Annotated in this window: 15 protein-coding genes; 1 reads left to right on the forward strand and 14 read right to left on the reverse strand. The window is 34.8% G+C overall.

What is annotated here, in order from left to right:
- Positions 1 to 5 precede the first annotated feature (5 nt).
- From ruvA to M4I23_RS00630, 14 genes are all read right to left on the reverse strand, one after another.
- A complete protein-coding gene (ruvA, locus tag M4I23_RS00565) occupies positions 6 to 587 on the reverse strand; it encodes a Holliday junction branch migration protein RuvA (RefSeq protein WP_158845806.1) in 582 nt (193 codons plus the stop codon).
- Positions 588 to 627: 40 nt separating this feature from the next.
- A complete protein-coding gene (locus M4I23_RS00570; protein WP_158845808.1) occupies positions 628 to 2,919 on the reverse strand; it encodes an NADP-dependent malic enzyme in 2,292 nt (763 codons plus the stop codon).
- Between the two features lie 262 nt (positions 2,920 to 3,181).
- Positions 3,182 to 4,087: a hypothetical protein gene (locus tag M4I23_RS00575; RefSeq protein ID WP_158845811.1), complete on the reverse strand. Its 906-nt coding sequence runs from the start codon at positions 4,085 to 4,087 to the stop codon at positions 3,182 to 3,184.
- 99 nt (positions 4,088 to 4,186) lie between these two features.
- Positions 4,187 to 5,389: an ATP-binding protein gene (locus M4I23_RS00580; protein WP_158845813.1), complete on the reverse strand. Its 1,203-nt coding sequence runs from the start codon at positions 5,387 to 5,389 to the stop codon at positions 4,187 to 4,189.
- A gap of 159 nt (positions 5,390 to 5,548) precedes the next feature.
- A complete protein-coding gene (gene queG / locus M4I23_RS00585) occupies positions 5,549 to 6,469 on the reverse strand; it encodes a tRNA epoxyqueuosine(34) reductase QueG (protein WP_249753090.1) in 921 nt (306 codons plus the stop codon).
- A 21-nt stretch (positions 6,470 to 6,490) separates the two neighbouring features.
- Entirely contained in the window at positions 6,491 to 7,513 is a 1,023-nt protein-coding gene (gene ruvB / locus M4I23_RS00590; protein WP_249753091.1) for a Holliday junction branch migration DNA helicase RuvB, read from the reverse strand.
- Between the two features lie 155 nt (positions 7,514 to 7,668).
- Positions 7,669 to 9,462, reverse strand: coding sequence for a cbb3-type cytochrome c oxidase subunit I (locus M4I23_RS00595; RefSeq protein WP_249753092.1), 1,794 nt, complete (start codon positions 9,460 to 9,462; stop codon positions 7,669 to 7,671).
- Positions 9,463 to 9,489: 27 nt separating this feature from the next.
- A complete protein-coding gene (locus tag M4I23_RS00600) occupies positions 9,490 to 10,557 on the reverse strand; it encodes a cytochrome c oxidase subunit II (protein WP_158845823.1) in 1,068 nt (355 codons plus the stop codon).
- Positions 10,558 to 10,587: 30 nt separating this feature from the next.
- Positions 10,588 to 11,973 (reverse strand): quinol:cytochrome C oxidoreductase, encoded by a 1,386-nt coding sequence (locus M4I23_RS00605; RefSeq protein ID WP_249753093.1) that lies wholly within the window; start codon positions 11,971 to 11,973, stop codon positions 10,588 to 10,590.
- A 22-nt stretch (positions 11,974 to 11,995) separates the two neighbouring features.
- Positions 11,996 to 12,547: a cytochrome c gene (locus tag M4I23_RS00610; RefSeq protein ID WP_158845827.1), complete on the reverse strand. Its 552-nt coding sequence runs from the start codon at positions 12,545 to 12,547 to the stop codon at positions 11,996 to 11,998.
- Between the two features lie 8 nt (positions 12,548 to 12,555).
- Positions 12,556 to 13,086: a DUF3341 domain-containing protein gene (locus M4I23_RS00615; RefSeq protein WP_158845829.1), complete on the reverse strand. Its 531-nt coding sequence runs from the start codon at positions 13,084 to 13,086 to the stop codon at positions 12,556 to 12,558.
- A gap of 9 nt (positions 13,087 to 13,095) precedes the next feature.
- Complete coding sequence (nrfD, locus tag M4I23_RS00620; RefSeq protein ID WP_249753094.1) at positions 13,096 to 14,829, reverse strand: NrfD/PsrC family molybdoenzyme membrane anchor subunit; 1,734 nt, start codon at positions 14,827 to 14,829, stop codon at positions 13,096 to 13,098.
- 28 nt (positions 14,830 to 14,857) lie between these two features.
- The gene (locus M4I23_RS00625; protein ID WP_249753095.1) at positions 14,858 to 18,121 is read right to left on the reverse strand and encodes a TAT-variant-translocated molybdopterin oxidoreductase; all 3,264 of its coding nucleotides are present in this window, start codon (positions 18,119 to 18,121) and stop codon (positions 14,858 to 14,860) included.
- Between the two features lie 72 nt (positions 18,122 to 18,193).
- Entirely contained in the window at positions 18,194 to 19,489 is a 1,296-nt protein-coding gene (locus M4I23_RS00630) for a c-type cytochrome (RefSeq protein WP_249753590.1), read from the reverse strand.
- A gap of 214 nt (positions 19,490 to 19,703) precedes the next feature.
- On the opposite strand from M4I23_RS00630, the gene M4I23_RS00635 reads away from it, so the two are divergent.
- Positions 19,704 to 20,102, forward strand: coding sequence for an SPOR domain-containing protein (locus tag M4I23_RS00635; RefSeq protein ID WP_158845835.1), 399 nt, complete (start codon positions 19,704 to 19,706; stop codon positions 20,100 to 20,102).
- Positions 20,103 to 20,104: the final 2 nt, after the last annotated feature.

Raw genomic sequence — 20,104 nt, forward strand, 5'->3', positions numbered from 1 at the left:
ATGTACTATAATTTTTTTAGGGCTTGTTTTATAATAGATTCTACCGAGGCATCGGGTTCGGCTATTACAATTTTATCCACAACACGTTCTGCTTGTTTTTTAACAAAGCCAAGCACTTCTAAAGCAGATAACGCTTCATCCTTATTCGTATTGCCTTTAGAAACAGAAACTTCGTCTATATCGTATATCTTCAAAACTTTATCTTTCAAATCGAGTATAACGCGCTGCGCTGTTTTTGCTCCAATCCCTTTTATGGATTGAATAAGCGCAACATCTCCTGTCGCAATACCTTCTCGCACCTGCTTTGGCGTTAATGAAGACAGCATGGTACGCGCAATGCTTGCACCAATACCACTAACCGACAATAACAGCCTAAACATTTCCCGCTCGGCAACCGAAGAAAAACCATATAATGTATGTGAATCTTCTTTCACCTGAAGGTGTGTAAACAGTTTTAAAAACTCTCCGTCTGGGATTTGAGAGAATGTATGTAATGAAATATTTAGCATATAACCAACACCGTTGCAATCTATTACAACATGTGTTGGGTTTTTTTCTACTAATTTTCCTTGAATGTGTGTTATCATAGCACGTTATTGGTTCACTTTCAAATGTAATAAAATTATTTTAGCCAGCGTGTTCAACGCCACCCTTCTCTTTATTCTGAGCATCAATTACAGCAATAGCAGCCATATTAACAATTTCATCAACATTTGCTCCAAGTTGAAGAATATGCACAGGTTTACACATACCCATCATAATTGGTCCAATAGATTCAGCTTCATTTAATCCTTTTAATAATTTATAAGTGATATTTGCTGAGTCTAAATTTGGAAAAATTAAAGTATTCACTTTTTTACCAACTAATTTAGAAAACGGGAATTTTTCACGAAGTAACTTATCATTTAAAGCAAAATCGGTTTGCAATTCACCATCAACAACCATTTCCGGATAGTTTCTATGTAAAATTGAAACAGCTTCTCTAACTTTTGATGCACGATCATTAATAGATGATCCAAAATTTGAATACGACACCATAGCCATAGCAGGTTCTAGACCAAACATTTGAACCACTTTGGATGTCATTTGAGCAATTTTAGCTAAATCTTTTGCTGATGGATCGATATTTATAGAAGTATCACTTAAAAATAGCGGACCACGTTTCGTCATCATTAAATTGGTAGTTGCCGCACGAGAAACACCTTTATCTAAACCAATTAACTCTAACATCGGTTTTATTACTGTTGGATAATTTCTAGAATATCCAGAAATTAAACCGTCTGCATCACCTTCGTTAACCATCATGGCAGCAAAGTAATTACGCTCACGCATTAAACGCTGCGCGGAATATAGAGTTACACCGCGACGCTTACGCTGTTCCCAATATACTTTAGCATATTTGTTTTTACGCTCGTTCTCTTCTTCTTCTTTTGGATCGATGATTAAAATATCGTCATAAAACTCAATTTCTTTCATTAACGATAATATGGTTTCTCTTCTTCCTAATAAAATAGGAATAGCAATACCTTCATCATGTACAATTTGCGCTGCTTTTAAAACATCTAAGTGATCGGCTTCTGCAAAAACAATACGTTTTGGTGCTAGTTTAGCTCTGTTTAATAGTAAACGAACTAATTTATTATCCGACCCTAAACGTTGTAACAAACTATCTTTATAACGTTCCCAATCTGTAATGGGTTGTTTTGCTACACCGCTTTCCATCGCTGCTTTTGCAACTGCTGGTGGCACTTCGGCAATTAAACGTGGATCGAATGGTTTCGGAATAATATACTCTTTACCAAAAGTTAAACGTGTTTCGCCATAGGCAATATTTACTTGTTCTGGCACCGGTTCTTTAGCTAATTTAGCTAAGGCTCTTACCGCTGCCATTTTCATAGCTTCGTTAATTTTAGTAGCGCGAACATCTAAAGCCCCTCTAAATATAAAAGGAAATCCTAACACATTATTAACCTGATTAGGATGATCACTACGGCCAGTTGCCATAATAATATCTTTTCTTGTATCTACTGCTAACTGGTATTTAATTTCAGGATCTGGGTTGGCCATAGCAAAAACAATTGGGTTTTTAGCCATCACCAAAAGCATCTCTGGAGATACAATATCCGCCTTAGACAAACCGATGAATACATCGGCATCTTCCATGGCTTCAAGTAAAGTATCAATTTTTCTGTGAGTTGCAAATTCTGATTTTTCATCAGAAAGATTTTCTCTATCATTACGGATAACACCTTTACTGTCTAGCATCACCATATTTTCGCGTTTTGCACCACAAGCTTGGTACATACGAGAACATGAAATAGCTGCGGCTCCGGCTCCACTCACCACTATTTTTACTTCTTCTAGTTTCTTTCCAGCTATTTCAACGGCATTTATTAGGGCTGCTGCCGAAATAATTGCAGTTCCGTGCTGATCGTCGTGCATTACAGGAATATCTAATTCTTCCTTTAAACGACGTTCAATTTCAAAAGCCTCTGGTGCTTTTATATCTTCAAGATTAATTCCACCGAAAGTTGGTGCTATATTTTTTACTGTTTCTATAAAAGCATCTACATTTTCAGTGTCAACTTCAATATCAAACACATCAATATCTGCAAAAATTTTGAATAGTAAACCTTTACCTTCCATTACGGGTTTTGAAGCTTCAGGACCAATATTTCCTAATCCTAAAACGGCCGTTCCATTAGATATTACAGCTACTAAATTCCCCTTAGCTGTATATTTATAAGCTGCTTCCTTATCTTTTTCAATTTCTAAACAAGGTGCTGCAACACCTGGTGAATAAGCTAAAGATAAATCGCGTTGGGTGGCATATTTTTTTGTTGGAACAACTTCTATTTTACCTGGAGTTGGTTTTGCGTGATAAATAAGGGCTTCTCTACGCTTGCTTTCTTCACTCATATAGACGGATATTTAATTAATGGTTAGCATTTTATGCTTTAAAATCAATTCAATTAATTTGAAATAATCTCATAACTTAAAACGCTCTACTTCTAACCAACAAATATAAGAATCCTGCCATGTAAACTGCTATTCTTTTAAAGAATTGATTTTTATTTTCCTCTTCATATTTATTCTTTTTTTAAGTTCATTATTAAAAACAAAAAAGCCTTAGTTATCAATTAGTGACAACTAAGGCTTTTTAATACTATTTGTTGTTGAATTATTTATTCAACACTTCTGCTCCTTCTGGTTTAGAAAAGAAATTATCTTCTACAGTTGGAGAAAAACTAATATCGCTAACATCTATTTTAGTGATATACTCACCTAACCCATCTTTATCAGATGTAGACCAGTATGTTTTAAACCCAGTTGCAAATACAATACCATTTACAGTAGTAGTACCTTGAGTTACTGTAATTTTTTCTGGAGCATGACCTCCGTTTGGAAAATACTGCGGATAAGACACAATATATTTAAAAGCATCTACCAAGTTTGTTTCTGCATTTATATACAAAATATAGTAATCATCCGGTGCAGCTCCAATACCAGCATCATAAGTTGCTTTTAGAACTTTTTGAGTAGCGCCTTGAAATTCTTGTTCTGGTAGTAATTCAAGATTTACACCTTCGCCATCTAAAACAAACGGCTGACCAGAAAAATATAAAGGAGTTAAAGCCCAAAACTGCGTATCGTAAGCAAATGAAGTGCTATCCTTAGCCTTTAACCAAGCTTCTTTACCATCCCAACCATAAATAGATGTTGGATCTTGAATGCTATTATGTCTTGCTTTATTGTTCCAAGTATCAATAGTTTGATAAGAATCTCTAACACCTTTACCATTTAATGGTTGGTAATTAAAATGAAAGGAAAGGTACCCGTTTGAGAACCATTTATCTAATCCGCCATGAGCTTCCATAGCGCTCCAAAGCACTTTACCTGCTTCTGTAGCATTAAGTTTTTTATTTGCAGCTTCTACTCTTTTTTCTACCCAAGACGCTGGAATATCATATTTTGCTTCAGCATTCTCAACCTTTTCACTAGCAACGGCTTCTACTTTATTTGTTTGCTTACAAGCAACAATAGTTAATACTAAAAATAAACCTAGAAGTTTATAAGATGTTCTCATTGTATTATTTTCTTTTATTGATTAATCTATTTTAGTCGAAACTAAATCCTGAACATTTCAAAAAAATATTATTTCTTTAGAAAATATTAAAGCTTACTCCTATTTCTTTATCGAAAAATTAAATGTAGCGCCTTGTCCTAATTCCGAAGTTACACTTATTTTTCCACCTAGTTTTTTAACTATCTTTTTTACTGTAGCTAAGCCAATACCATGTCCGGCTTGACCAAATTTATCTTGATCGGCTACTTTTGCAAATAGTTTAAATATTTTAGATTGATTACTTGGGGCAATACCTGGCCCATTATCTTTTATAAAAAACTGATAATGTGTATCTGTTTCTTCCACATTCATTTCAATAAGCACATCATCTTTATCGCTATACTTAATAGCGTTACTCACTAAATTCATTAGAATATGATGAATAGCTGTTTTGTTAACATGCACAGTCTCTAAAGATGACTTTAAAACCATTTTTACACGATGATCCGAATTAAATAACTGAGCAATTTCAGTAGTCAATTCTTGTAAATTAATGGTAGATTTCTTTTCTTTTAAAAGACCATCACTTCTACTATAATTAAGCAATCCATCAACTAAACCACGAAGACTATCTGCAGAACTTAGAATTAACTCTAAAAGTTTTAAGCCTTCTGCGTCAATCTTCAGCTTGTAATCCTCAATAAATATTTCTGCTAAACTAGAAATATTGATTAAAGGGGATTTTAAATCGTGAGCAGCGATGTATGCAAAACGTTCTAATTCATGATTCTTCTCCTCTAAATCCTTAAGTGTTTTTTCTAATAAAAATTTGTTTTTTCGAAGCTCTAACAAATTCATAACCTGGTTTGAAAGCGCAGACAATGATTTTATTTGTCCTTCATTTAAAACATTTGGTTTATGGTCCATAACGCATAAAGTGCCTAATGGCAATCCATTTTTACTAGTAAGTTGTGCACCCGCATAAAAAATAGCATTGGAATCTCCCGTTACTAAAGGGTTATCATGAAATCGAAAATCTTCTCGAGTGTCGGGAACAATAAAAACTCCATCGGTATTATTTATAGCATGAGCACAAAAAGACTGTTCTTTTGGGGTTTCAGTAGTATCTATTCCATGATGAGATTTAAACCATTGGCGTTTGTTATCTAGTAGACTAATTAAAGCAATTGGAGTACCACAAATTTCGGCAGCAATGGCCGTAATATTGTCATAATCTATTTCCGGAAGCGTATCTAATATATTATAAGACTCCAGGTTTTTAAGTCTTTCAGCTTCATTTTCTGGTATATCTGGGGTAACCATAATAATTAAATTTAAGATTATAGCAAATTACTTTATATCGATTAAATAATCCCACAATAAATTGTTAAAGTTAACTACACAACCATCACCAACTTATTAAAACCCTTCAATTTAGAAAATCTAAAAAGGATATATAATACGGGTTATCTTTCTTATAAGCTATTTTAAAAAATTGATGTTTCTTTTTAACCCAGTAAATTTAGTGCGTTTAACAGCAGATTTTTGAAACACTTTTTTAAAGGTGTCTTCAGTAATTTCTTCCCAGTCTTTTTTAGTCATTGAAAGTAATTCTGGATGCGGATTGAATAAAGGTTCATTATGTGCTTTAGAAAATCTATTCCATGGACAAACATCTTGGCAAACATCACAACCAAACATCCAATCGTCCATTTTTCCTTTAAATGAATTAGGAAGATTTTCTTTTAATTCAATGGTTAAATATGAAATACATTTACTCCCATCTACAACAAAAGGATCTACAATGGCCTCTGTAGGGCAAGCATCAATACAAGCCGTGCAGCTACCACAATGGTCGGTAGTGGCAGAATCGTACTCCAACTCTAAATCAATAATAAGTTCTGCTATAAAATAGAACGAGCCAACTTGCTGCGTTATTAAATTACTATGCTTCCCTATCCAACCCAAACCCGACTTAGCAGCCCAAGCCTTATCTAGAACTGGTGCAGAATCTACAAAAGCACGGCCACTAACCTCTCCTATTTCATCTTGAACAAAATGTAAAAGGCGTTTTAATTTATCTTTTATGATATGATGATAATCATTTCCGTATGCGTATTTACTCAATTTAGGAGCATCGAGATTTTGCTGAATTTCAGAAGGAAAGTAATTCAATAATAACGAAACTACACTTTTTGAATCTTCAACAAGTAAGGTTGGGTTTAAGCGTTTATCGAAATGATTTTCCATATAACGCATTTCACCGTTCATGTTTTTATTTAAATAATTCTCTAACCTTGGTGCGTCTTCCTCTAAAAACTGAGCTTTACTAATACCACAAGATAAAAAACCGAGGCGTTTGGCTTCGGTTTTTATTAGTTTTGTATAGTCCGTTTTATTCACGTAAAATATTTAAGATAAAGCTTAAAATAAACCGCCTTGAGTAGGTCCCTTTACACGATCCAAATGTTTATATGCCGCTTCGGTAACTTCTCGACCACGAGGTGTGCGCATAATAAAACCTTGTTGAATAAGAAATGGCTCGTAAACTTCTTCAATGGTTTCTGTACTTTCACTTACTGCTGTTGCAATAGTAGAAATCCCAACAGGTCCACCTTTGAATTTATCAATAATAGTAGTAAGTATTTTATTATCCATTTCATCCAATCCATGTGCATCCACATGCAAAGCTTCTAAAGCATATTTAGCAATAGCTATATCAATACTTCCATTGCCTTTTATTTGAGCAAAATCACGTACACGACGCAGTAATGCATTGGCAATTCTAGGTGTACCTCTACTACGGCTAGCGATTTCAATAGCAGATTCCATTGAAATAGGTACATCCAAAATACTTGCACTTCTTTCAACAATTGTAGTGAGTAAATCTGTTTTATAATATTGCAACCTACTTTGAATACCGAAACGAGCACGCATAGGTGCCGTAAGTAAACCAGATCGTGTTGTAGCACCAACCAATGTAAACGGATTTAAGTTAAGCTGAACCGACCGTGCATTTGGTCCAGTTTCAATCATAATATCAATTTTATAGTCTTCCATAGCTGAATACAAATATTCCTCAACTATAGGGCTTAATCGATGTATTTCATCAATGAACAATACGTCACGCTCATCCAAATTAGTTAACAATCCAGCTAAATCACCTGGTTTATCTAAAACAGGACCAGATGTTATTTTGATACCAACATTCAACTCATTTGCCAAAATATTAGCCAAAGTCGTTTTTCCTAGTCCAGGAGGTCCATGAAACAAAGTGTGATCTAAAGCTTCTCCTCTAAGGTTAGCCGCTTCTACAAATATTTGAAGGTTTTCTAAAACCTGATCCTGCCCTGTAAAATCATCAAATGACAAGGGTCTTAATTGTTTTTCGACATCGAATTCTTCAGGGGAAAAATGTGCATCGCTAGGATCTAAATTTTCATTCATTTGTAAATAGTATATATTTTTAAGATACTGAAAAGAGTTCTAAATGTGATTAGAACAATATAGCAAATATAAAGAAAAAGCCTCTCCAAATTGGAAAGGCCTTTTTATATATCTTAATTTATCTTTTAAAAGATGCCTTTATTAAAGGCTTAATTTTAGTGTTGTAATTCCTCTTCACCATCCATTAAAGGAATATTCTGAGGCACAAAATCTACATCATGACCAGGTTTACTGTAATCATAAGCCCAACGGTGTACATGAGGAATTTCTCCTGGCCAATTTCCGTGAATATGCTCCACTGGAGTTGTCCACTCCAAAGTAGTTGCTTTCCATGGATTTTGAACTGCTTTCTTTCCGTAGTACATACTCGTAAAGAAGTTGTATAAATAAATAATTTGAACCACACCACCAACTAAAGCGAAAAGTGTAATAACCACATTTACATTGGCTAAATCATCAAACAACGGGAAATTAGAGTTTGTATAATAACGACGTGGTAAACCAGCCATTCCTATAAAGTGCATTGGAAAAAATACGCCATAAGCACAAACTGCAGTAATCCAGAAGTGGATATACCCTAAATTCTTGTTCATCATACGACCGTACATCTTTGGATACCAATGATAAATACCAGCAAACATACCATAAAGTGCAGATATACCCATTACCAAGTGAAAGTGAGCTACTACAAAATACGTATCGTGAACATTAATATCTAAAGCACTATCTCCTAAAATAATACCTGTTAAACCACCAGTAATAAATGTTGACACAAAACCGATAGAAAATAACATAGCCGGATTCATCTGTAAATTACCTTTCCATAATGTTGTTATCCAGTTAAAGGCTTTAACCGCAGATGGAATAGCGATTAATAAGGTTGTGAAAGTAAACACCGAACCTAAGAATGGATTCATTCCTGAGATAAACATATGATGTCCCCATACAATTGTTGAAAGGAAAGCAATAGCTAAAATTGAAGCAATCATCGCACGGTAACCAAAAATAGGTTTACGCGAGTTAGATGCCATAATTTCTGACACTAATCCCATTGCAGGTAATATTACAATATATACCTCTGGGTGACCTAAAAACCAAAACAAGTGTTCGAATAATACCGGTGAACCACCTTGATAGTGTAGTACTTCACCTTGAATAAATATATCTGATAAGAAGAATGATGTTCCAAAACTTCTATCCATTATTAATAATAAACAAGCAGATAATAAAACTGGAAAAGAAATAATACCAATTACAGCTGTAATGAAAAATGCCCAAATAGTTAAAGGCAATCTTGTCATTGACATTCCTTTTGTACGTAAGTTAATTACGGTAACAACATAGTTTAGAGATCCTAATAATGAAGATGCAATAAAAATAGCCATAGCTACTAACCAAAGTGTCATTCCCATACCAGAACCACCTTGTGCCATTGGTAATGCACTTAATGGAGGGTATATTGTCCAGCCTGCCGCTGCAGGGCCTGCTTCAACAAATAATGAACATACCATGATTATACTTGATAAGAAGAACAACCAATATGAAACCATATTTAAGAAACCCGATGCCATATCTCTTGCACCAATTTGCAATGGAATTAACAAGTTACTAAACGTACCACTTAAACCAGCCGTCAATACAAAGAATACCATAATAGTACCATGAATTGTAACTATTGCCAAATAAATATCAGCATCCATAACACCATCTGGTGCCCATTTACCTAATAATGCCTCAAAAAGAACATTTGGTTCTTCTGGCCATGCGATTTGCATACGCATCATCATAGACATTAAAACCCCAATAACTCCCATAATAGTACCCGTAACTAGGTACTGCTTAGCAATCATTTTATGATCTTGACTAAATATATATTTAGTCACAAAGGTTTCTTTATGATGATGTCCGTGGTCGTCGTCGTGAGCGTAAGTATCTGCGTGTGCTGACATAATCTTATATCGTATTTATCTTTTTAATTAGTTAATTAGAGAGTTCTTGAATTGTTTTTGCTCTTTAATCCAAGCATCATATTCTTCTTGTGTTTCTACAATAATCTTCATTTGCATATTGTAGTGCGATTTTCCACAAATTTTATTACAAAGTAGTAGAAAGTCAAACTCGTAACGTTCTAAAGCTTCGTCTCCTTTAGCAATTAACGCCTTACTATTTTCAACTCTTATTTCATTTATATGTGCTACCTTCTCTTGAATTTGTTCAGTTAGACGCATATCTGCTGTAGTAATACTTGGTGTAAAACCAAACTGAGTAATCATCCCAGGAACACAATTCATTTGTGCTCTAAAGTGAGGCATATAAGCAGAGTGCAATACATCTTGAGAACGCATTTTAAACAACACTGGTTTTCCAACAGGTAAATGTAATTCAGTAGTAATAATATCATCCTGAGCATTAGGATCAGCTTCATCTAAACCTAAAATATTAGCTCTATCAATGTCAATTAAACGCACATTTGCTTTTCCTAAAGTATTGTCTTCACCAGAGTATCGAGCTTTCCAGTTAAACTGTTGTGCGTACAATTCAATTACTAAAGGGTCGTCACTTTCATCAACACTTGTAATGTTAATCCAAGTACTTAAACCGTAAATAATTAAACCAGCCAAAACAATTACCGGAATAATAGTCCAAATAAATTCTAACTTATTATTATCCGCAAAGAATAATGCTTTTCTTCCTTTTTCACCTTTATATTTAAAAGCGAAATAGTGCAGTAAAAACTGAGTAAGTGTCTGCACAACGAAAATAAGAATCATTGAAATAACCATAAGGTTATCAATAGTTGCTCCGTGTTCTGATGCCGCATTCGACATTAAAGGTAAATCGCCCCATTTTACAAAACATACAATTGTAATGATATAAATGAAGGCTAAAAAACCCATCATTAAATATGCATTCATTGCATTGTCTTTGTCAGTAGCAACGGCACTATTTTCGCCTTTAGCTTGAGCTAAATCAAAAATTTTAACCATTTGCCATATGGCAACTAAAATAAATACTAAAACTATAATTGTTAATAAAGCAGTCATTGGTATCGTTCGTCTTTATTTATTTCTTAATTAATAATGAAAATCTTCACTTTCTTTTCTAAAAGGATAACCTTTTACTAATAATGGCGCTTTTGTTAAAGCTGTGAACACCACAAATATGAATAGTCCTGCGAAAAGTAAAACAGAAGCTATTTCAGGAATTCCTATAAACCATCTATCTCCAACGGTTGCAGGCATAATCATATTGAAAATATCAATATAATGTCCGAATAGTATAACTAATCCAGCCATAACAACAAACCATGGTACACGCTTATAATCAGCATTCATTAATAGTAATAAAGGGAACACAAAATTCATAACCACCATACCTAAGAAAGGTAATTGATAATCTTGGAAACGTGTTACAAAATAAGTTACCTCTTCTGGAATGTTTGAATACCAGATTAACATAAATTGTGAGAACCATAAATATGTCCAAAAAATACTGAAAGCGAACATAAATTTAGCAACATCATGTAAATGATTTTCGTTTACAAATTCTAATACACCTTTAGATTTTAAGTAGATAGTAACTAATGCAATTACAGTAATTCCACTTACAAACATACTAGCAAATACATACCATCCGAATAAAGTTGAAAACCAGTGTGGATCTACACTCATAATCCAATCCCAAGACATAATAGACTCGGTGTATATAAAGAATACTAAAAATGCTGCTGAAATACGAAAAGATTTTTTAAAGTTACTTTTATCATCAGCAGTATCTTGAGCGATAGAGAATTTACGTGAAAAATGACGATATGCACTCCAACCTGCAATAAATATTAAACCTCTTACTGCAAACCATCCTGTGTTTAACCAACTAGATTTCCCAGCAATTAGCTTATCGAAGTGATGACTTTCTGGGTTTGTAACCTCAGGATTCATCCACATAAAGATATTATAGTGACCTATAGTACCAGAAGCGACTGCAATTGCAAGAACAATTAATGCTCCAGGAAGCAAGTAAGCCGTAATACCTTCCATTACTCTAAAAAGTACTGGTGACCATCCCGCTTGTGATGCAATTTGAATTGCATAAAATGCTAAAACACCTAAAGCAATCATCATGAAGAAAAATGCAGCAACATATAAAGCAGACCAAGGTCTGTTTGCTATTTGGTGTTGTACATGTTCAATGTGTTCTTTATGAGCATCTACATGATGTTCTCCAGATTCTGCATGAGCAGATTCACCGTGAGCGTTTTCTTTTACATGTGCATCATGAGATGGTGCTGCATGCGCCGCCTCTTCTTCATGACCTCCACCGTGATGAGCTTCTTCTGCTAATAAGGTTTCAACCTCGTCAAAAGATAAATGAGATGTAAAAAAACCATAACCAACTCCTATTGCTCCTAAAAGCATTAGAATGAAAGAGAATGTCTTTAATTTATTTGAAAATGTGTACATATCTATAATAATCTTATCAATCTTACTTTTCTAAATCTGCCTTCAACGTTAAAACATAAGCAACAACTTGCCAACGTTCTTCTTCGTTTATTTGGTTAGCATACGATCCCATGGCGTTTTTACCATAATAAATAGTATGATAAATACTTCCAGCGGTAATAGCTCTACCAACATCATCATAACTCGGTATACCCAAGATCTTCTCACGCTTTACTAAGTTTCCTTGTCCGTTACCTTTAGTTCCATGACAGATTCCACAGTAAATATTGTATAACTCTTTTCCTCTTTCACTATCAATATCATCAGCACTAAGTGGACTAATTAAAGTTGCCTTTGCTAATTCATATCCAGCAGTAGAATTTTCAATATCAAAAGGTACATGACCTCTTGCTACAGAACCTTCAGCAGGTATTTGAGCCTCTACTCCATCTTTAAAAGCTGCTTCACCATAAGTTTCATAACCAGCAGACTCATACATGTTAGGCATAAACTGATAGTTAGGCGCTGTATCCTTTTTACAAGAAACAGCTACTAAAACAACTGCAATTACTAATATTTTAATTAAGCTTTTCATACTATAAATTAATGTGCTTTATCAACTAAATTAATTTCTACTGCTCCTGTTTCTGCTAATAAACTTTCTAACTCTTTTTCATTTCCATTAACAGCTATTTCCATTAAGAAATGATCATCCGTTGTTCTAGGATCAGGATTCTCAGCATTTTTAAAAGGCCACATTCTACTTCTTAGGTAAAATGTTAGTACCATTAAATGCGCTGCAAAGAAAACAGTAAGTTCGAACATAATAGGAACGAAAGCTGGCATATTTTCTATGTAGCTAAAACTTGGCTTTCCACCAATATCTTGAGGCCAATCTTCAATCATTATGAAGTTCATCATAACCGTTGCAACGGTTAAACCAATTAGACCATATATGAACGCCGTAATAGCAATACGTGTAGGCGCTAACCCCATCGCTTTGTCTAGTCCGTGAACTGGAAATGGTGTGTATATTTCTTCGATATGAAATCGTTCTGCCTTAACCTTTTTAACAGCCGACATTAAAACGTCATCATCCGTATAAATAGCGTGAATAACTTTTGAAGCTTCCATTGACTATGTTTAGTTTATTAATTTTTTAGCTTGTCCTGACCAATCATCACGTTCTGCTCTTCCTGGGAAAGAACCTGTGATACTGTCTAACAAATCATATTCTGTTTTTGTCATTTTACTAACTTGAAGGAATGTATAAATACCTATACCGTTAAGTACTTCCTCCATTTTAGGTCCAATACCATTCACTTCTTTTAAGTCATCGGCCTTTTGAGACGATGCATCAAACGCACCTAGACTACCCAGCAAGTTATTTACTTTTTCTGAATCATCTGCGGTAGAAACTTCTTCAACTTTCGAAACCGTAGCCACTTTACCGTTAGATGTTCTAGAATCAGATCCTGTTCCAACTAAACTATCTCCGCGTTCTCTGATGTTTTTATAACGTTCACCAGAAGATTTTAAAATAGTTTTAACCTCTGCTTGTGCAATTACTGGGAATGTTCTTGCATATAATAGGAATAATACAAAGAAGAATCCAATTGTCCCAACAAATATTCCAATATCTACAAATGTTGGAGAGAACATAGTCCATGATGATGGTAAATAATCACGATGTAACGATGTTACGATAATTACAAAACGTTCAAACCACATTCCAATATTTACAACTATAGAGATAAAGAATGAAAACATAATGCTCGTTCTTAATTTCTTGAACCACATAAACTGTGGAGAGAATACATTACAAGTCATCATTGACCAATATGCCCACCAGTAAGGACCGGTTGCTCTGTTTAAGAATGCATATTGTTCGTATTCTACACCAGAATACCAAGCGATAAATAACTCTGTAATATAAGCTACACCAACAATAGAACCTGTAATCATAATTACGATGTTCATCAATTCTATGTGTTGTACTGTAATATAATCTTCAAGATTACACACTTTTCTCATAATAATAAGAAGCGTATTTACCATAGCAAATCCCGAGAATACCGCCCCAGCAACAAAGTATGGAGGAAATATAGTAGTATGCCATCCTGGTATAACCGATGTTGCGAAATCGAAAGATACAATGGTGTGTACAGAAAGCACTAAAGGCGTTGCTAAACCAGCAAGTACCAAAGATACTTCTTCAAAACGTTGCCAATCTTTTGCACGACCAGACCAACCGAAACTTAATAAAGCATAAATTTTCTTTTGAAAAGGTTTTACTGCTCTATCTCTAAGCATCGCGAAATCCGGTAATAAACCCGTCCACCAGAATACTAATGATACAGACAAATATGTTGAAATTGCAAATACATCCCAAAGTAAAGGTGAGTTAAAATTCACCCATAATGAACCAAATTGATTTGGAATTGGTAATACCCAATAAGCTAACCAAGGACGACCCATGTGGATTATTGGAAACAGACCTGCTTGTATTACCGAAAATATAGTCATAGCTTCCGCAGAACGGTTAATAGCCATTCTCCACTTTTGACGGAATAATAAAAGCACCGCTGAAATCAGAGTTCCGGCGTGACCAATACCAACCCACCAAACGAAGTTAGTAATATCCCAAGCCCAACCTACAGTTTTATTCAAACCCCAAGTTCCAATACCTGTTGAAATAGTATAAATAATACATCCTATACCCCAAAGGAAAGCGGCTAATGCTATAGAAAAAACTATCCACCATTGCTTATTTGCTTTTCCTTCTACAGGACGTGCCACATCCACAGTAACGTCGTGGTACGACTTTTCCCCTGTAACTAAAGGTCTTCTAATAGGTGCTTCGTAATGAGACGCCATAATTATATAATTGATTCTTTAATTAGACTTATGCTTCTGTTGTATTTCTCACTTTTGTTTGATACTGTACGTTAGGTTTTGTTCCAACGTGTTCTAACAAGTGATACATACGGTTATCTTCTTTAAGTTTTGCAACTTGACTTTCTTTATCATTGATGTCACCAAATGCCATTGCGCCACTGCTACAAGCTGCAGAACATGCTGTTTGGAATTCACCATCTTTAATAACACGTCCATCACGTTTAGCATCAAGAATTGTTTTTTGTGTCATTTGCATACACATTGAACATTTTTCCATAACACCACGAGAACGAACAGTTACATCTGGGTTTAAAACCATACGACCTAAATCATCATTCATATGATAATCGAACTCATCGTTTCCATTATATAAGAACCAGTTAAAACGACGTACTTTATAAGGACAGTTGTTAGCACAATATCTTGTACCTACACAACGGTTATAAGCCATGTGATTTTGACCTTGACGACCGTGTGATGTTGCCGCAACTGGACAAACAGTCTCACAAGGTGCGTGGTTACAATGTTGACACATAATTGGTTGGAAAGCTACTTGAGGATTCTCTGAAGCATGCTCCATTTCTCCTAAAGCACCAGCAATAGCCAATCCTGTTGTATTCTCTTTTTTCTCATTATCACCATCGAAAGATTCTTCCGAAGAATAATATCTATCAATACGTAACCAGTGCATATCGCGACTTCTACGTACCTCAGATTTACCAACTACTGGCACATTATTTTCAGCGTGACAAGCAATAACACAAGCCCCACATCCTGTACAAGAATTTAAATCGATAGATAAGTTGAAATGGTGTCCAATAGAACGATCAAATTCATCCCATAAATCAACCTTTGGATCCGTTACTGCAGTTTCTTCGTGATTTAAAGAAACCATAGCCATAGGGTTCCACTCTTGCTTATCTTTGGTATTGAAAATCTCTAAAGAGGTTTCTTTAATAATATCTCCACGTCCCATTAACGTATTATGCAACTGTACAGAAGCAAATTCATGCTCTCCTGCTGCTACTTCAATAGTTACATCTTGTACTGTATTAAAGTTATGATAGAAAGCAAAGGCATTTACACCTGTTTGCATCTCTTCTTTTAATCCTTTTGTTTTACCGTAACCAAAAGATAATCCAACAGAGCCTTTAGCTTGTCCTGGTTGAATAATTACTGGTACCGTTAAACTAACACCATTTACAGTAACATTTGCGTAACTACCATTTAACGCACCGTTTGCAACGTGCCTGTTCATTAACCCTAACGCTTCAGCATCAGCTTTAGAAACAGTTAAGTAGTTATCCCAAGATGTTCTTGTAATTGGATCTGGAAACTCTTGTAACCATGGGTTGTTAGCTTGTTGGCCATCTCCCATGCCTACTTTGGTATATAATGATAATTCTAATCCACTTGATTTTACTGAAGAAGCTAAAGCTTTCGCTGCAGCTACACCACTAACAACACCTACTACTGCAGATCCATTTGTAGCCTGACTATTACTTAAAGTTGATGTAGATGTTGTAGAAACAAATTCATCTTTATCCTCATCCTTAAGACCTACACCTACAGCAGCACCATGAATAAGACCACCAACTAACGTTCGTTTTTTCTTATCTTTTAATTCTGTTGTTGTAGTTGTAATCGATTTAGTTGAAGCAGCATTTAAACCACCAATTGAAGAACCATAAACAAACACACCATCATGTAATGCTTGATTAAATGAATTTCCGCCTAATACGCTAGAATTCCAGTTGTTCTTAATATAATCGTGAAAAGTATCTTCATTACCTGTCCATTTTAGTAAAGCATCTTGAAACTGACGTGTATCAAATAATGGGCGGATAGTAGGTTGCATTAAAGAATAATGACCTTTTTTGATTTCAACATCACCCCAAGACTCTAAGTAATGTGGTGCTGCTGCGATATATTCTGTTTCAGTTGATGTCTCATCTTCTTTTAAAGAAAAAGTAATAGACAAATCAACTTTCTTTAATCCTTCTGAAAAATCTGAAGCATTTGGTAAGCTATATACTGGGTTAACACCACTCATAATAAGAGCGCCAACACTTCCAGCTTTCATATCTGCAACTAACTTAGTCACCGCTTTATCGCTACCTTGTCTTGTTTTTATTGGAGTATTAGAATCGAAGGCTTTACTATTCAATGCCTCATTTATCTCTAAAGCAATCGTTTGAGCATTTACATCTTGAATACCTGTAATGACTACTGCTTTACTTCCAGCTCTTTTTATTTGAGAGGCCGCATTTTTAACAGCTTCATCAACTTTAGCAGGCAATGTTCCAGAAACAGAACCTCCAACAACATAACTATATAATTTGGCTAAAGCTATCTTTTGTTCTGATGGAGTTAAAGGCACACGCTTATCAGCATTAGCACCAGTAAGAGACATATTAGATTCAAACTGAATATGACGAGACATCTTACCATGGTTAGGCACTTTGTTTTTCGAATATCCTGAATCGAAACCACCACCTTGCCAATCTCCTAAGAAATCAGCTCCAATAGAAACGATTGTCATCGCTTTAGAAAAATCGTAATTTGCTAATCCGCGCTCACCATATTTAGCTTGGTAAGCATCAAGAGCAGCAGACTCAGAAATAGCATCGTAAACCACGTGGCTTACATTACCATATTTATTTTTAAATTCAGCAATTAACTTATCAGTAGAAGGACTAGCAAAAGTTTGTGTTAATAACACAATGCTCTTGTTTGCCGCTGCTAAATCGGTTAATTTCTTAGTTGTTTCACTATCAAAAGTATCCCAAGAAATAGAATCTCCAGCCTTTTTAGGACCTTGAACTCTTAAACTATCATACAATCCTAATACAGAAGCGTTAACTCTTGCGTTAGCACTACCATTGGTAGCAGCCATCACATTGTTCTGAATTTTAATTGGACGACCTTCACGGGTTTTCACTAAAACACTAGCAAAATCAAAACCATTCGCTATAGTAGTTGCGTAATAGTTAGCAACACCAGGAATAATCTCTGTTGGTTGTACTACATAAGGAATCGCTTTTTTAACAGGACCCTCACAAGCAGCTAAAGACGCTGCAGCAGTACTAAACCCAACATATTTTAAGAAATCGCGACGCGTTGTAGAGCTTTCTTCTAATGTATCTTTATCTCCTAAAAATTCATCAGTAGGAATCTCAGCTACAAACTCGTTTTGTTTAAGCGTCTCAACAATAGAGCTATTTTCGTTTAGCTCTTCAACACTTTTCCAGTATTTCTTGTTTGATGACATATTATATAATTGAATTACTTCTTATTAATTTTTAAAAGTTTCCTGCTTTAACAGAAAAGAAAAACTATTTTTTTAGTAGTGACACTTACCACATTCTAAACCACCAAACTGAGCAGCTGTTAACTTATCTACACCATACTTTTTAGATAATTCATCATGAATTTTAGTATAGTAAGCATTATCTTTTACGCTAACATCTGTTTCTCTGTGACAGTTAATACACCATCCCATAGTTAATGGAGCATATTGATAAGCAACCTCCATTTCTTCAACAGGACCGTGACAAGTTTGGCACTCTACTCCTGCAACTGTTACGTGTTGTGAGTGATTAAAGTATGCAAAGTCTGGCAAGTTATGAATACGAACCCATTTTACTGGACTAGATTCACCTGTGTATTTTTGTTCAGCATCATCCCATCCTGCAGCAGCGTATAATTTTTTAATTTCACCATCGTAAAACTCTTTAGAATATTCTGGAGATGTTTCACCATTGTACTCATAAATCGATTTGTGACAGTTCATACAAACATTCAATGAAGGAACACCTGATGTTTTACTAACTCTTGCAGAAGAGTGACAGTACTTACAGTCGATACCATTATCTCCTGCATGTATTTTATGTGAAAAGTGAATTGGTTGTACCGGTTGGTAACCTTGATCTACCCCGATTTGAGATAAATACCCGTAAACAAAATAAGCACTTGATAACAAAAAGAAGATAGTAACAACCATCATCAAGAATTGATTCTGCAAAAAGGCTTTCCAGAGTGGTCTTCTTTTTGAGTCTTCTGGCAACTCAATATTAGAAGCTATAGCATAGCGACGTAATGTTTTATTTACTAAATATAACCCAGCAGCTAAGAGAATAAATAATATAGCTAAAGCGCCTAATACAATTTCGTTTGAAATACCTCCTGTTGTTGCAGAAGCCTGTGTGGCAGCCGCACCACCTGTTGCAGCAGCAGCCGGAGCTTTCTTTTCTTCAGCTGTATAAGCTAAAATATTGCTTATATCGTCATCTGATAATTGTGGGAAAGCCGTCATGGCAGCACCACCAAACTCATTGTAAACTTTGTTTGCGTAAGAATCGCCAGACTTAATAAGTCCAGAACTATTACGAATCCAAGAATGAATCCAATCACGATCTAAACCTTGCTCGTCAGACAAACGTGCTTCTACATTACGTAGAGCAGGTCCAGTCATTTTCTTGTCTAATTGATGACAAGCCGCACAGTTGGCATTGAATAAAGATTTTCCTTTCGCTGAATCGCCTTCCTGAGCAGAAAGGACTGATGTAAACGCTAATAAAATTATTAAGCAGAAACTAAGAGTGTTTTTACTTAATATACGGTGAATCACCTGTCTCATATTGTTGGTTAAATTAACTTCTAAACTTTGGTATGATTTTTTCATTACTAAATAATTGAAAAAAACAGTTAAAAAAATCTCTCGCAAAAGTAATATTAAAAGTCGATTTTAGAAATCTAGTATAGGTATTATTAATAATTTAGAGAGATTCTAAATAAATAAAAGAACTAATAATTTAATTGCAACGTATATATTTGCACAAAATAATTTGAAAATGAACCTATTGAAAATGAAATTTAGTTTGTTATTCCTCCCCGTATTCTTGCTAACATCAACAATTAGTTTTTCGCAAGAAGGCCATGTTTCTTTAAATCAAGATAAAAACATATCTGTTTTATTAGATTTAAAAAAGGAAATGAATAAAAATGAGCATGACTCTGAGCGCTATAAAATCCAAATTTACTCTGGAAATCGCTCTGCAGCGCAAAATGCCAAAGCAGATTTTAATCAAGCTTTTGGAGAATGGAACCCATCAATAGAATATGAAACACCAAACTTTAAAATTTGGGCAGGAAATTTCAGCACACGTTTGGAAGCCGATAGAGCACTAAAGAAAATTAAAAAGAAATTCCCTGCAGCCTTCATTTTTAAACCGAAGAAAGAGAGAAACTAAAA

Origin of the sequence: Algibacter sp. L4_22, from assembly GCF_023473045.1 — a bacterium.
Classification (GTDB): domain Bacteria; phylum Bacteroidota; class Bacteroidia; order Flavobacteriales; family Flavobacteriaceae; genus Algibacter.

What these genes read in the sequence shown, in the direction of transcription:
- ruvA (WP_158845806.1), bottom strand. Translation starts at nt 587, where the DNA reads ATGATAACACACATTCAAGGAAAATTAGTAGAAAAAAACCCAACACAT.
- M4I23_RS00570 (WP_158845808.1), bottom strand. Translation starts at nt 2,919, where the DNA reads ATGAGTGAAGAAAGCAAGCGTAGAGAAGCCCTTATTTATCACGCAAAA.
- M4I23_RS00575 (WP_158845811.1), bottom strand. Translation starts at nt 4,087, where the DNA reads ATGAGAACATCTTATAAACTTCTAGGTTTATTTTTAGTATTAACTATT.
- M4I23_RS00580 (WP_158845813.1), bottom strand. Translation starts at nt 5,389, where the DNA reads ATGGTTACCCCAGATATACCAGAAAATGAAGCTGAAAGACTTAAAAAC.
- ruvB (WP_249753091.1), bottom strand. Translation starts at nt 7,513, where the DNA reads ATGAATGAAAATTTAGATCCTAGCGATGCACATTTTTCCCCTGAAGAA.
- M4I23_RS00595 (WP_249753092.1), bottom strand. Translation starts at nt 9,462, where the DNA reads ATGTCAGCACACGCAGATACTTACGCTCACGACGACGACCACGGACAT.
- M4I23_RS00600 (WP_158845823.1), bottom strand. Translation starts at nt 10,557, where the DNA reads ATGACTGCTTTATTAACAATTATAGTTTTAGTATTTATTTTAGTTGCC.
- M4I23_RS00605 (WP_249753093.1), bottom strand. Translation starts at nt 11,973, where the DNA reads ATGTACACATTTTCAAATAAATTAAAGACATTCTCTTTCATTCTAATG.
- M4I23_RS00610 (WP_158845827.1), bottom strand. Translation starts at nt 12,547, where the DNA reads ATGAAAAGCTTAATTAAAATATTAGTAATTGCAGTTGTTTTAGTAGCT.
- M4I23_RS00615 (WP_158845829.1), bottom strand. Translation starts at nt 13,086, where the DNA reads ATGGAAGCTTCAAAAGTTATTCACGCTATTTATACGGATGATGACGTT.
- nrfD (WP_249753094.1), bottom strand. Translation starts at nt 14,829, where the DNA reads ATGGCGTCTCATTACGAAGCACCTATTAGAAGACCTTTAGTTACAGGG.
- M4I23_RS00625 (WP_249753095.1), bottom strand. Translation starts at nt 18,121, where the DNA reads ATGTCATCAAACAAGAAATACTGGAAAAGTGTTGAAGAGCTAAACGAA.
- M4I23_RS00630 (WP_249753590.1), bottom strand. Translation starts at nt 19,489, where the DNA reads ATGAGACAGGTGATTCACCGTATATTAAGTAAAAACACTCTTAGTTTC.
- M4I23_RS00635 (WP_158845835.1), top strand. Translation starts at nt 19,704, where the DNA reads ATGAACCTATTGAAAATGAAATTTAGTTTGTTATTCCTCCCCGTATTC.